The 12525-nt window shown below is 65.3% G+C and carries 10 protein-coding genes; 5 read left to right on the forward strand and 5 right to left on the reverse strand.

Annotated features, from left to right (window positions below; genetic code table 11):
- Positions 1-80: 80 nt before the first annotated feature.
- The 3 genes from HNQ39_RS08345 to HNQ39_RS08355 are packed head-to-tail and all read left to right on the forward strand — an operon-like array spanning position 81 to position 2290.
- Entirely contained in the window at positions 81-704 is a 624-nt protein-coding gene (locus HNQ39_RS08345; RefSeq protein ID WP_184193842.1) for a sigma-70 family RNA polymerase sigma factor, read from the forward strand.
- A 21-nt stretch (positions 705-725) separates the two neighbouring features.
- A complete protein-coding gene (locus HNQ39_RS08350) occupies positions 726-1250 on the forward strand; it encodes an anti-sigma factor family protein (protein ID WP_184193845.1) in 525 nt (174 codons plus the stop codon).
- Between the two features lie 8 nt (positions 1251-1258).
- Positions 1259-2290 (forward strand): sigma-E factor regulatory protein RseB domain-containing protein, encoded by a 1032-nt coding sequence (locus tag HNQ39_RS08355; protein ID WP_184193849.1) that lies wholly within the window; start codon positions 1259-1261, stop codon positions 2288-2290.
- A 21-nt stretch (positions 2291-2311) separates the two neighbouring features.
- Here the strand turns inward: HNQ39_RS08355 and HNQ39_RS08360 are convergent, their stop codons facing one another.
- Both HNQ39_RS08360 and HNQ39_RS08365 read right to left on the reverse strand, forming a co-directional pair.
- A complete protein-coding gene (locus tag HNQ39_RS08360) occupies positions 2312-3262 on the reverse strand; it encodes an AAA family ATPase (RefSeq protein WP_221289926.1) in 951 nt (316 codons plus the stop codon).
- A gap of 88 nt (positions 3263-3350) precedes the next feature.
- On the reverse strand, positions 3351-6290 hold the full coding sequence (locus HNQ39_RS08365) for a PSD1 and planctomycete cytochrome C domain-containing protein (protein ID WP_184193852.1): 2940 nt from the start codon (positions 6288-6290) through the stop codon (positions 3351-3353).
- Positions 6291-6379: 89 nt separating this feature from the next.
- On the opposite strand from HNQ39_RS08365, the gene HNQ39_RS08370 reads away from it, so the two are divergent.
- Positions 6380-6733, forward strand: coding sequence for a hypothetical protein (locus HNQ39_RS08370; protein WP_184193854.1), 354 nt, complete (start codon positions 6380-6382; stop codon positions 6731-6733).
- A 145-nt stretch (positions 6734-6878) separates the two neighbouring features.
- Positions 6879-7463 (forward strand): dihydrofolate reductase family protein, encoded by a 585-nt coding sequence (locus HNQ39_RS08375; RefSeq protein WP_184193857.1) that lies wholly within the window; start codon positions 6879-6881, stop codon positions 7461-7463.
- Positions 7464-7473: 10 nt separating this feature from the next.
- On the opposite strand, the gene HNQ39_RS08380 is transcribed toward HNQ39_RS08375, so the two are convergent.
- The 3 genes from HNQ39_RS08380 to HNQ39_RS08390 all read right to left on the reverse strand — a co-directional run bounded on the left by HNQ39_RS08380 (position 7474) and on the right by HNQ39_RS08390 (position 12334).
- Positions 7474-8394: an NAD-dependent epimerase/dehydratase family protein gene (locus tag HNQ39_RS08380; protein WP_184193860.1), complete on the reverse strand. Its 921-nt coding sequence runs from the start codon at positions 8392-8394 to the stop codon at positions 7474-7476.
- Between the two features lie 3 nt (positions 8395-8397).
- Positions 8398-9417: an alcohol dehydrogenase catalytic domain-containing protein gene (locus HNQ39_RS08385; protein ID WP_184193862.1), complete on the reverse strand. Its 1020-nt coding sequence runs from the start codon at positions 9415-9417 to the stop codon at positions 8398-8400.
- Between the two features lie 187 nt (positions 9418-9604).
- Positions 9605-12334, reverse strand: a complete 2730-nt coding sequence (locus tag HNQ39_RS08390) for an ATP-binding protein (RefSeq protein ID WP_184193865.1) — start codon at positions 12332-12334, stop codon at positions 9605-9607.
- Between the last annotated feature and the right edge of the window lie 191 nt (positions 12335-12525).

The raw sequence follows: 12525 nt of genomic DNA on the forward strand, positions 1-12525 counted from the left end.
GCGTTTTCCACACCAGGGCTGGGGTGAACAAAAAATAGGGTGGTGCGTCCGAGAATGTACTATAGGATGAAGGGCAGCAAATGGCACTGGCAACTTTCTGGAATCGGGGCGTGGCGACAATGAACTCAGATACGGTTCTGATCGCGCGCTGTCAAAAAGCCGACGTCGCCGCCTTCAATGAGATCGTCGGGCGCTACAAGTCCAAGATCTACAACTATCTCTACCGCATGACGGGCAATGCGGAAGACGCCGAGGACCTCACGCAGGAGGTGTTTGTGCGGATGTACTCCCACATCCACAGCTTCCGCGCGGAGGCGAGCCTCTCGACCTGGCTCTTTCGGATCGCGGGTAATCTCTGCGTGGACGCGTTCCGGCGCAAGAAAAAAGAGCGCGGTGTGGTCTCGTCGCTGGATGCTCCGGCCTACCACGACGACGAAGACTCCTACGCGACCCGCGATGTCCCCGACCTAAAGGCCGCGCCCGAGACCCTCTTCTCGCGCAAGGAGCTGGGGGGGCAGATTGAGGCCGCCTTGGCGAAGCTCCCGCCCAAGCTGCGCTCCGCCGTGGTGCTCCACGATATTGAGGGGCTGGCCTACGAAGAGATCGCGGCGGTGGAGGGAATCCCGCTGGGGACGGTAAAATCCCGTATCTTCAATGCCCGTGTGGCCCTGCGAGAGCACCTGCGGCCTTATCTGGAATCGTGAGTCGTAAATAAAATGGCAAGCATGTTAGACTGTAGAAATATTCAAGCGGGGCTCTCGGAGTACATCGACGGTGTGCTGACCGTGGAGCAGGCCGAGGCGACACAGGCACACCTGCGGTCCTGTGCGGTCTGCGCAAAGGTGGCCGACGAGCTGGCCCAGACCACGCGCCTGCTGGCGTTTCTGCCCCGTCCCGAGCCGAGCCAAGACTTCGAGCAGAAGCTAGCGGCGCGCCTCGCGGGGCAGGCGCTCCGCCCCAAGCCCATCACTTTAGGCGAGAAGCTCTCCGCTTGGTGGAGCCGTCCCCGGGTTCGTCCGATCGTGGCCTCGGGGCTCGCGGTGGCCTGCCTCGTGCCCGTGGTGGTCCTCTTCCCCCGAGCGACGCCCCCAACCGTTGTCGCGACACCTGCGGTCGAGGCCGTGGCTGAGAACGCCGAGGTGGACCAGGCCATGCAGGAGCACCTCTCGGCCAAGGCGGGTGAGGTCTTGGGCGACTCCTCCGGCCTCTTGCTTGCGTCGGCCCCGGCGGAGCGTGAGACGGGATCGTAGGTAGAGGGATGTCGCGTGTTGCTCTCGGGGTGGGACTGGCGCTGGTGGCGCTCTCGGCGCAGGCACAGCCGCCCTCGCTACCCAAGGGGGTGCTGAAGAATCAAGAGGCGCTCGCCAAGGCAAGGGCGGCGCTGGCCCATAAGATCCTGCGCCGCATGGTCCAGGCTGAGGTTGGGCTGGCGTTCCAGGCTCGCGAGGTCACCGTGGGCTCCGAGGGGCGCACCACGGAGCAGTGGGTCAAGCGCGATCCCAAGCAAGGGATTCGGCGCGAGTCGATCAAGCCCGAGGGAATCCTCCTGATCGACAACCAGCGTCGGCAGTTTCTGATCCACCAGCGGGAGAAGCGCTACCAAGAGGGCAAGTCTCAGCTCGCGGAGGTGAAAAAACGCTTCCAGGAGGCGCTGCAGGCGGGGCAGGGAGCACTGCTGCTGGAGCTCCAGGGCACCGACACCATCGCGGGGCGTCCTACGGATGTGGTCTTTGTCCATCCCGGCGATGGCCTCGTGGGGCCGTCGCGCCGCTTCTGGGTAGACCGCGAGACCGGGCTACGGCTCCGCACCGAGGAGCGTGCCCCCGATGGCCGCATCCTCTCCAATACCTACTACCTCTCTCTGGAGCTCAACCCCAGCTTCAAGCCCGATGACTTCCAGCCACCGCCGCTCCCGCCGGGGTTCAAGCGGATCTTGGACAACCAGAAGCGCTATAAGTCGCTGGAGGAGGCGGGCAAAGACGGGGTGGTGGTACGGCAGCCGGGCTGGCTCCCCATGGGCTACACGCTGCGCACGATCACTGTCACGCGGGAGGCGCGTCCTCGCACCACCCTGCTCTGGGGCAATGGGCTGACCACGATCTCGCTGGTGAGTGTTCCCAACCCCATGCCCCCGATGCTCCACAAGCTCCTCAATGGTGCCGACTCTGGGATTGTCCAGCCCGCGCGCGGCGAGCGCTCCTACGCCTGGAAGACCGCGGAGGGCTACGCACTGGTGATCGGGAACCTCCCCGACGACCAGCTCAAGCGGATCTCTGATTCCGTGCACTAGCGCTTCTCTGTGCGCTAGCGCTTAGGCACCAGGAACAGGGACCTGGGCGAGGAGCTCTCGGATCACGGCGGCATCTTCCAGCCCCCGCACCCGTGCCTCGGCGGAGAGGATCAGGCGGTGGGCAAGCACAAAGGGAGCCAAGCGCTTGACATCGTCGGGCGTCGCGAACGTGCGGCCTTGGAGCGCGGCGTGAGCCTGCGCGGCGTGCATCAGCGCCAGAGAGCCGCGTGGGCTCGCTCCAATCTCCACATGGTCGCTCGTGCGGGTGGCGGCCACGACTTGGGCGATATAGCGCTGGAGCGGCTCGGAGACCACGACCTGGCGTACTTTGTCTTGGAGCCGCACGAGCGTGGTGGCGTCCATCACCGGCTGGACATTGACCAGCGGGTGGCTCTGCACCTGGGAGTTGAGGATCCCGATCTCCTGGTTGAGGTCCGGGTAGCCCAGGCGCACCCGCATCAGGAAGCGGTCCATCTGTGCCTCGGGGAGCTGGTAGGTTCCGGCGTGCTCGATATTGTTCTGGGTGGCGATCACAAAGAACGGGCGCGGCAGGGTGTGGGTCGTGCCCCCCTCGGAGACCTGGAGCTCCTCCATACACTCCAGGAGTGCGGCCTGGGTCTTGGGCGTGGCGCGGTTGATCTCATCGGCGAGCACCACCTGCGCGAAGACCGGCCCCGGCATGAAGTAGAACTCCTGGGTCTTCTGGTTGTAGATCGATGTCCCGGTGATATCGGCGGGGAGGAGGTCGGGGGTGAACTGAATGCGCTTAAAGGCACACCCCAGCGACTGCGCCAAGGTCTTGGCCAGCGTCGTCTTCCCGACTCCAGGGATATCCTCGATTAAGAGATGCCCCCCCACCAGGAGGGTCACCAGCGCCATCTCCACCGTCTCATGTTTTCCAATGATGACGGTCTCGACCTGCGCCATCACACGTTGAATCTCCGCTGCGACATCGGTTTCCAGATCGTTCACGGCGGCAGTGTAGCCCATCCCTATCTTACTTGTCAATGTTGGCCCTCTAGCCTATATCGCAGGAAAGGGCCAAATTGTTGGTGGCTGGTTATTCCCGTGTGATGGCCTCATCGAGGTTGAGCAGGATACTGGCGGTCATCGCATAGGCGGCGAGCTCGCTGGGGTCGCACTTGGGATCGGGCTTTGTCTCCCCGATCGCCAGGAGCTTTTGTGCCTCAGCGGGGGTGGCCTTGTAGCGGGCGAGGCGCTTTTCGAGCCCGGCTTTATGCAGGGCGAGCTCCTGCGTGCTGGGGCGGCGCGAGAGCAGGGTGCGGTAGGCCCAGGTGATGCGGGAGTCGGCAGTGGCGCCGCCCTCCAAGATCATCCGCTGCCCGATCAGGCGCGCCGCCTCCACAAACGTCACTTCATTGAGGAGCGCCAGCGCCTGGAGCGGCGTGTTGGTGCGGCTGCGCTTGACACGGCAGGTGTCGCGGCCCGGCACATCGAAGAGCCCCATGGTCGGCGGCCCGGCGCTGCGCTTCCAGATCGTGTAGAGACTGCGGCGGTAGAGTCCGTCGGGCGTCTTATCGTTCTTGTAGTTTCGGAGGTTCCCGTAGACATTGAGCTCGTCCCAGAACCCCTCGGGCTGGTAGGGGCGGACACTGCGGCCCCCGAGCTTCTCCACGAGGAGGCCCGCCGCGCAGAGCGCCTGGTCGCGGATCACCTCGCCGGGGAGGCGCAGGCGCGGGCCACGGGCGAGCAGCCGGTTCTCTGGGTCTCTTTTGAGGAGCGTCGGTGTGGTCTTGGAGCTCTGCTTGTAGGTGGCGCTGAGGACGATAGTCTTCTGGATCGCCTTCATGTCCCACTTGAGCCGGATAAACTCCGATGCCAGCCAGTCGAGGAGCTCGGGGTGGCTGGGGTAGTCGGCGCGGGTGCCAAAGTCCTCGGTGGTGGCGACCAGGCCCATACCAAAGAACTTCTCCCAGAGCCGGTTGACAAAGACGCGCGCCGTGAGCGGGTTCTTCTCGCTGGCGATCCACTTGGCAAGCCCCAGGCGGTTGTTCGCCACGCCTGCGGGAAGTGTCCCAAAGGCGGTGGGCAGGCCGGGCTTGACTTCGTCGCCGAGCTGGTCGTACTGGCCGCGCTTGAGAACATAGCACTTACGCGGCGTCTCCAGCTCGGCCATGACCATCGTCGCTGGGATGGTGGCATCGAAGTCCGCGAGGGTCTTCTTGGCCGTGGCGAGTGTCTTATCTGCCTCGCGGGCCGCGCTATCCACATTGGCCCGGAACCAGGCGAGGCGCTCGGGTGTCCCGGCGGGCGGGATTCCCTCCGATGACGGCGTCTCCGAGTCCGTGAGGGCGACCTTGAAGCGGGCGAACTGGTGCTGGCCGTACTGTGAGCCAAAGCGCAGGGTCAGGGTGACACTCTCGCCCGTGAGCGGCTTGTCGAGCGTGAAGGTCGCGGTGTGGGGCTTGTCGGTCTGACCATAGATTCCCCAGCCGGTGGCGGGATCACTGTCGATGGCATCGGCGATCGGGTTGCCGTTCTGCGCAAAATCCGCGACCGCCTTGCTCGGATGCGCCGCGTTGACTGTCACATCGGTCAGGACAAAGTTGCCATTGGACGAGCGCCCGACCTTGCCTTTCTCGGGGAAGACTTCGAGCCGGATACCGCGCACGGGCTTGCCGCCGGTGGGGAGGGTAAGCGTGTAGGTCTCGGTGTCGCCGTTCTTTCCCGTGGCAAAGAGCTGGTTGTCGGGGAGGACCATGAGCTTGGCGCTCTGGGCGGTCGCCTGGCTGGGGCGCACCCCCACCCACGACGTCACCGGGTACTTCGCCGCCGCGCCGCTCGCCTCCCACGCCGCCAGCAGGCCGGGTAGCTTGGCCTCCGCCGCCTTGACAACGCTCTCTGCGCTGGTTACTTTCTCGCCTAGCTCCGCGAGCCGCTTTTGCTCGTCGGGGATGGGTGCCTTGAGGGTCGGGGGCGTGTTGATATTGATCCCCTCGGTGCCCGCGCCGCTCTCAGGGACATTGTTGAAGTAGGAAAAGAGCGCGTAGAACTCTTTCTGGCTGATGGGGTCGTACTTGTGGTCGTGGCAGCGGGCGCAGCCCACCGAGAGCCCGAGCCAGACCGCGCCGGTGGTCTCCAGGCGGTCGATCACGCCCTCCACCCGCCACTCCTCGGCGATCAGCCCGCCCTCGGTGTTGATGCGGTGGTTGCGGTTAAAGCCGGTCGCCAGCTTCTGGCTGACCGTGGCACCCGGGAGCATGTCGCCGGCGAGCTGCTCGATGGTGAACTGGTTGAAGGGCATGTTCTTGTTGAATGCCTCGATCACCCAGTCCCGCCAGCGCCACTGGTAGCGCTCGTGGTCGTTCTGGAAGCCATTGGAGTCGGCGTAGCGCGCCATGTCCATCCACTGCTGCGCCATCTTCTCCCCGTAGCGCGGCGAGGCCAGCAACCGATCGACCACTCTCTCATACGCCCCCGGCGACTTGTCGGCCAGAAACGCATCCACTTCTTGCGGTGTCGGCGGCAGGCCCGTCAGGTCCAGCGCCACCCGCCGGATCAGAGTCGTCTTATCCGCCTCGGGCGAGAGCGCCAGCTTCTCCTTGGCGAGGCGCTGACGAATAAAAAAGTCCACTCCTCCGGCTCGCTGTGGGGGAAGCGGGCTAAACGCCCAGTGCTGCTCGTACTTACCGCCCTGCCCGATCCAGCGCCGTAGGAGGGTCTTCTCGCCCTCCGTGAGTGTCTTGCCCGAGTCCGCCGGCGGCATCTGCAGCGCATCGGTCGCCCCGATCCGGTGGCTGAGCGCACTGGCCAGGATATCCCCCCCGACCACCGCGCGGTTAGGACCATCCAGCCGCAGACCCGCCGCCCGCTTGCTCTCGTCCTGGCCGTGGCAGGCAAAGCACTTCCCCGAGAGGATCGGGCGGATATCGCGGTTGTAGTCCACGGCAGGCGGCGGCGCACTGACTTGTGGCTTCTGTGCCAGCGCCAGCCCGCTCAGACAGACAGTGATTGCAAGGAGACTCCAGTGAGACTTCATAGCACCACAGTTCGGTAGAGACCTGTGACTCTCCTGCCAAGCCGGTACGTTTTTCGTTTTCGTAGTATGCTAAGAGAGGCTGACAGACGATGACACAGGAACTGGAAGAGAAACACAATGAGGTAATGGCGCTGGTAGACCAAGCGGACACCGCACGCCGCCGCCGCGACACGGTGCGCGAGAGCCAGCTACGGCGAGAGGCTTTCCTAAAAGAAAAAGCGGTGGCGCTTGCCTACGCAGACCTCAAGGATGCTCCTGCGGCCACAGTCGCCATTCTTCTTTGTAGCGCCGCCTCACTCGCCCACGAAACCGGCGAGCCCCGCGAAGCCGAGCGCCTCATCGCCCGTGCCCTCTCTGGCGAGCCTCCACATGCCCTTGCTGAGGAGCTACGAGAGTTATGGGATCAGGTGCGGCCCCAGCTTCGCGCCCAACAAGCTGCCTAATTTTATGTAACTTGGGAGTTTCATGATGGCAGTTTCGGAAGGCAAAGTATCGGTTTCGGAGGAGGGTAGCACTAAGCGCTAGAGCCGCATGTTTATCGTGCAGGCTTACTTTCCGGGTAAAGGCAGTTGAAGGCAGTACCGCCTCATGAGAAAAATTGTGGTCGGTTCTTTTGTGACGCTAGATGGAGTGATGCAAGCGGCGGGTGGTCCGGAGGAGGGCTTCCCCTACGGCGGCTGGAGCGCTCCCTACTACGACGAGGCCCTGGATAAGATCGCGGAGAGCCAAAAACAGCCCGCGCGAGAGCTCCTGCTAGGCCGAAAGACCTTTGAGCTGTTTGCGTCGTTTTTCCCCGAGCATGAGGACATCTGGCCCGGCGTGAACGCGGTCACCAAGTACGTCGTGAGCAGCACTCTGGAGACGCCCGAGTGGAGCAACTCCGTGGTTCTGCGAGGCGTGGACGATATCAAAGCGCTCAAGCAATCGGAGGGCGGGGAGCTTCAGGTTCATGGGAGCGGCAAGCTGGCCCAGGCACTGCTCCAACACGATCTGGTCGATGAGCTCTGGCTGCTTATCCATCCCGTGGTGCTTGGCACGGGAACCAGGCTCTTTGCCGACGGCACGATCCCCGCGGCCTTTCGTCTCATCGAGAGCACCGCGACCCCAAGTGGCGTGATTGCGGCTCACTACCAGCGCGCCGGCGACCTTCAGATCGGGACGATGGGGGCGTAGCGGGGGAGCGCTAGACCCCCCACCAGGGCAGGCCGACATAGGGATAGTAGCTCGTGTCGTTGGATCTGAGGGCGCTCAAAAAGCCGTCGAAGTTGTACTGTGGCTGGTAGCCCAGGAGCGCCTTCGCCTTCTCGACCGACCAGGCCGTGCGGCCCCAGAGGAGCGGCAGGGGGTCGAGCTGTCTTTCGGCCAGAAGCGCGCCGAGGCCGGGGTAGTGTGTCTCCAATACTTCCAGCGGGCTCTGGCGCAGGGCCGTGAGCTCGCTCTCCGAGAAGGGAACCTCGGACATGATATTGAAGGCAGCGAAGCCGTTTTCGGGCGCGTGGTTGAGGGCGCGCTCGGCGGCTTGGGCCACATCGCGGTCATCGACTCCCCCAAAGAGCAGGCGGAAGCCGTAGCGCTCCAGGCTACCTTCGGGGACAAACATCCCCAGGCGCAGCGCGACTGTTGTCACGCCCCACCGGCGGCCGTAGGTCGCGCCCAGCTCCTCACAGAGCTTCTTGGAGAGCCCGTAGACATCGCCGGGGAGCAGGGGAAGCGCCTCGGTGACCAGGTTCCAGGAGTCCTCAGGCGCGCGGGCGCTCTCGCCGTAGACCCCCATGGTCGAGCACAGGACAACCCGCTTGATTCCCGCCTCCCGTGCGGCCTCGAAGACATGGAAGGTCCCCGTGACATTGATCGCCCAGAAGTCTTCGGGCTTCCACTTGGAGAGATGAATCCCATGGAGCGCTGCGGCGTGGACGATTGCATCGACACCCGCGACGGCACGCCGGACATCCTCCAGGTTGCGGACATCGCCTTGGACTGTCTCAAACGGCGACGATTCCAGAGGGCGAAAATCGAAGAGGCGTAGCTCGTGGCCGGTGGCGGCGAGGGCGGGGGCGAGGACTCGGCCGAGGTTGCCGCCCGCGCCGGTGAGAAGGATCTTCATTGGTTAGTGCGCCTCGGGGTTGACACGGATCAGGGGCTTGATGAGCTCCCGCCGCTCGATGGCATCGAGCGCGTTGTGGAACGTGCTGAGGGTAAAGAGCGCCTCGCCGGTCCACCAGGTGCGCTGGTAGTCGCCGTTGCGGAAGCCCTCGACAATCTGGTCGTGCGTCTCCGGCTCGTCGTAGCTGCCCTGGTAGATCGTAAAGGTCGCGGTTGTCCGGGCGGGGCGCAGGATGAGCTTCTCCCAGTCGTCGAGGCCGTAGATTCCCAGGGTTGCGCCATCGGCCAAGAAGGGCAGGACATCGTCGCTGGAGCTCTCCTTGCCCACCGTGTCGATCACCTTGTCGAACTTCTCCGTAATCTCCGAGAGCGCCTTGTAGTTCACGTAGCCGGTCGCGCCCGCCTCGCGGAAGACCCCCTCGCGCGCCGCGCTCCCGATCACGACGATCTGTGCCGCTCCGAGCCGCCGTGCATGCGCGACAAAGGCCAGCGCGTTGCCCCCGGAGCCGACAATCAGTAGCTTGGTGCCCTCCCCGATCCCCAGGCGCTGGGTGTAGCTCAGGGTCTCGCGGAGCGTGATAAAGAGTGGCCCCGCCTCGGCCGGGATATCGTCGGGGATGACCTGGTTGATCCGGTAGGTGTCCCAGAGCGCCTTGTCCAGGCCGTCCTCCTGCATCGCCTTCCAGTCCCGGCAGAACCCAAACTCGGCAAAGCCACCCCAGCCGATATTCCAGCTCCCATCGGCGGCGGGGCCGGTACCCACACGCGCCACCAAGTCCCCGATCTTAAAGTGCCGCACCTTGGGGCCCACACTCACCACCCGCCCGACACTCTCATGGCCCAGCACCAGCGGGTAGGGCATCTCCCAGGGCAGGCGGTCGTGGAGGATGTGTCCATCGGTTCCCGCACAGATCGTCCCATAGGGAATCGCCACCCGGCAGTCGTAGTCCGTCGCCAGCGGCGGCTCCTCCACCTCACGCACCGAGACGGTCCCATTGGGCGTCTCCACATAGATTGCTTTCATGGCCTCAGGATTCGCGCCCGTGGTTGGGAAATCCTCTTCCCCCCGATTGGAACGGGGGGGCTGGAGAGCCTTCGGCTGGAAAGGCCGTGCCGGCCATACCGAATTATGGCCGGAGGCCTTCGTGTCGGAGCTCGCGACGATAGCAAGACGCCCCCCTCCCACGGGGGCGGTCTTAAACGGGGGCGATCTACGCAGGAAATACTCGCTTGAGCACCTGGTTCTCCTCGGGATCGCACACGACTCCCAGGCGCTCATGGATCGCCAGCGCCTCCGTGCAGAGCGCCCGTGCTTGGTCAAGTGCGCCGCGCTCGTAGGCGAGCTCGGCGAGGGCGTAGAGGTCGCTGGCGAGGGCGAACTCGTTCTTAAACTGACGGTTGAGAGCAAGGCTCTCCTCGTAGTAGCGCTCCGCCTTCTCTAGCTGTCCCGCCTTGAGCGCCACGGAGCCTAGATGCCCCAGCGAGCGCGCGATCCGCCCCAGATCGCCCAGCTCGCGCCGGAGGGTGAGCTGCTCCTCGTAGAACTGCACAGCCTCGTCGAGCTGGCCCGTGCCGGCGGCGATCCAGCCCAAGTTCCCCAGGAGCGATGCGATGCGGTTGCGATCCCCCGCGCGCCGCATCAGCGCGAGGCCCTCCTCAAAGAGCCGCTGTGCCTCGGTGGGGTTGCCCTCCTCATTGGTAAGGATACCAAGGTGCTGGAGGGCATCGCCTTGGGCTGTCAGGTTCCCGGTGGCCCGGAAGTAGGTGAGGGCTTGCTCCGTGTAGCGACGGCTAGGAGTGAGCTCATTGAAGCGCCAGCAGTGGACTCCCATGCGGAGCAAGGCGCGGGCGCTCAGCTCCGTGTGGGGGCGGGAGCCATGGAGGGCCAGTCCCTGCTGGCAGCGCTGGTAGGCCTCGCGGAAGTAGCTACGTCGCTCCCAGAAGCGAGAGAGCGAGGCACTGAGCTGGAGGAAGCGCTCGGTGTTGGGCTCGGTGGGCGTGGCGGCGAGGTTATCGAGGGCGGCGCGGATGTTCTCGTCGTCGCTGTCCATCACGGCGTGCCAGTGGGCCTGCTCGGGGGTGAGCAGGCCGCGGGATGCCTCCTCCGCCAGCTGGGAAAAGTGCGCGGCGTGGCGGGACTGGGCCTCCTCAAGCCACCCCTGCTCTGTCAGGCGCTCCGTGGCAAACTCCCGAACCACCTCCAGCAAGACATACCGGCCTTCGTCGCTGGCCTCGAACTGGATCAGGGAGTGCTCCTCCAGGGTCGAGAGTGCCTCAAGCGCGTCGGTGATATCCGGTATCTCACAGACCACACTCGCCGCAACGAGGGAGCAACCTCCCCGAAAGACCGCGAGCCGGATGAAGAACCGCTGGAGCTCGGGGGAGAGCAGGCGGTAGCTCCAGTCGAGGACCGCGCGTAGGCTCCGGTGGCGCTCGGGGATATCGTGGCGGCGGTCGGCGAGAAGCTCCAGGCGGTTCTCTAGGCGCTGGAGGATCTGGGGGAGGGGGAGGACGCGCAGGGCGCCAGCGGCCAGCTCGATCGCCAGGGGGCTCCCCTCCAGCCGCTGACAGAGAGTGGTTACCTGGTCGGCGTTCTCGGGGGTGAGCTCCCACTCGGGGCGGAGGCTCTGGGCGCGGTCGCGGAAGAGCGCGATACTGGCGTAGCCAGAGAGCCGCTCTAGGGGGGTGTTGGGCGCTGGGAGGCTGAGCGGCGGGACCGGAAACTCACGCTCACCCGAGAGCCGCAGCGCAATCCGTGACGTGGTCAGGCAGGTCAGCTGCTCACAGCCACGCAGGAGCTGACCGACAAGCTGACGAAGCTGGGGAGCCGCGGGATGGGCTAGGAGCTGCTCCAGGTTATCGAGTACCAGAAGGGTGCGCTGCCCGCTCCGGCTCAGCGCGGTGCGCACACGCTCCAGCGCACCTGACTCAGGGCCTTGGACAACTCCGAGGAGCTGGGTGAGGCTGGGCAGGACTTGCTCGGGCTCGGTCAGCTCCGCGAGGGCGAGAAAGAGGACACCGCCAGGGAAGAGCGCAGTGACCGCGTGGCCGAGCTCGGTCGCCAGGCGTGTCTTGCCCGCCCCGCCGGGACCGGTGAGGGTGATGAGCCGGTGCTGAGGCTGCTCCAGGAGGCTGCGGAGGCGACCCGCTTCGCCCTCACGCCCAAAGAACAGGGTGAGGGGCTGAGGCAGTGAGTTGGGGCGAGCGGGGGTAGTACTCGGGACATGCTGGGCGCTGGCGCGGAGCAAGCGGCGGTAGAGCCGTGTCGTGGTGTCGTCGGGCTCGCTGTCGAGGGCGCGGCGCAGGTTCTTGCGGAACTGGCGAAAGGCGGCGGTGAGCCCGGCAGTATCGCCCTGCGCGGCCAGCGCCTCCAGGAGTGCCCGCAGGCTGGGCTCGCGCAGAGGGTCGAGGAGGAGGACTCGGCGCAGGAGGGGGGCGGCTTCGGCGGGGGCTGCCTGAGCGGCCCACCGCTCCAGAGCCTCCAGAAAGAGAAGCTGGAGGTGCTCACGCTCGCCAAGAATCCAGTCGTCGTGAAAGCCCTCCAGGAGCGGTCCTCGGTAGAGAGCAAGAGCTTCGGGGGCACCGTCGGGCTGCTTTAGGCTCGCCGCCAAGGCCTGCGTGTCGAGCCAGCCACCCTGGTCTAGGACAAGCTGGAGGGTGTGCCGCGACGGGGAGCACAGCCGCTCGGCCTCGGTGCCAAGGGCACGTCGCAGGTCCGTGAGAGCCCGCCGCAGGAGCGCAAGTCCATTCTCTTCCGTGGTCTCCGGCCAGAGCATCCCGGCGATAAAGCGGCGCTCCAGCTCGCGGGGGGAACGGAGCGCAAGAAGCGCCAGCAAGCGGAGCCCCTGGCGGCTTCGCAGACGTGGCAGAGGGGTGCCCTGAACCCGTATCTCTGCGGCACCGAGGAGCCGTATCGCGAGGGCGGGTGAGGTCTCTTGCATGGCAGTGGTGTGTTCGTGAAGGCAAAACAAGAATCCTTCTCTTGTCTTGCTCGCCCCCATGAACGGGGGCGTCTTGCTGTCCTCGTGCCTCGGACGGAAAGGACGCTTCGCGCCCATCCCGAGTTCACTCGGTTATGGCCGGAGGCCTTCGTGTCGGAGCCTGCGACGATAGTAAGACGCCCCCGTTTATG

Source organism: Armatimonas rosea (genome assembly GCF_014202505.1).
In the GTDB taxonomy this organism is placed as follows: domain Bacteria; phylum Armatimonadota; class Armatimonadia; order Armatimonadales; family Armatimonadaceae; genus Armatimonas; species Armatimonas rosea.

Excerpts from the sequence above, each read along its gene's own strand:
- HNQ39_RS08355 (WP_184193849.1), top strand. The coding sequence starts at position 1,259 with ATGTCGCGTGTTGCTCTCGGGGTGGGACTGGCGCTGGTGGCGCTCTCG.
- HNQ39_RS08380 (WP_184193860.1), bottom strand. The coding sequence starts at position 8,394 with ATGAAGATCCTTCTCACCGGCGCGGGCGGCAACCTCGGCCGAGTCCTC.
- HNQ39_RS08370 (WP_184193854.1), top strand. The coding sequence starts at position 6,380 with ATGACACAGGAACTGGAAGAGAAACACAATGAGGTAATGGCGCTGGTA.
- HNQ39_RS08390 (WP_184193865.1), bottom strand. The coding sequence starts at position 12,334 with ATGCAAGAGACCTCACCCGCCCTCGCGATACGGCTCCTCGGTGCCGCA.
- HNQ39_RS08365 (WP_184193852.1), bottom strand. The coding sequence starts at position 6,290 with ATGAAGTCTCACTGGAGTCTCCTTGCAATCACTGTCTGTCTGAGCGGG.
- HNQ39_RS08385 (WP_184193862.1), bottom strand. The coding sequence starts at position 9,417 with ATGAAAGCAATCTATGTGGAGACGCCCAATGGGACCGTCTCGGTGCGT.
- HNQ39_RS08375 (WP_184193857.1), top strand. The coding sequence starts at position 6,879 with ATGAGAAAAATTGTGGTCGGTTCTTTTGTGACGCTAGATGGAGTGATG.
- HNQ39_RS08350 (WP_184193845.1), top strand. The coding sequence starts at position 726 with ATGTTAGACTGTAGAAATATTCAAGCGGGGCTCTCGGAGTACATCGAC.
- HNQ39_RS08345 (WP_184193842.1), top strand. The coding sequence starts at position 81 with ATGGCACTGGCAACTTTCTGGAATCGGGGCGTGGCGACAATGAACTCA.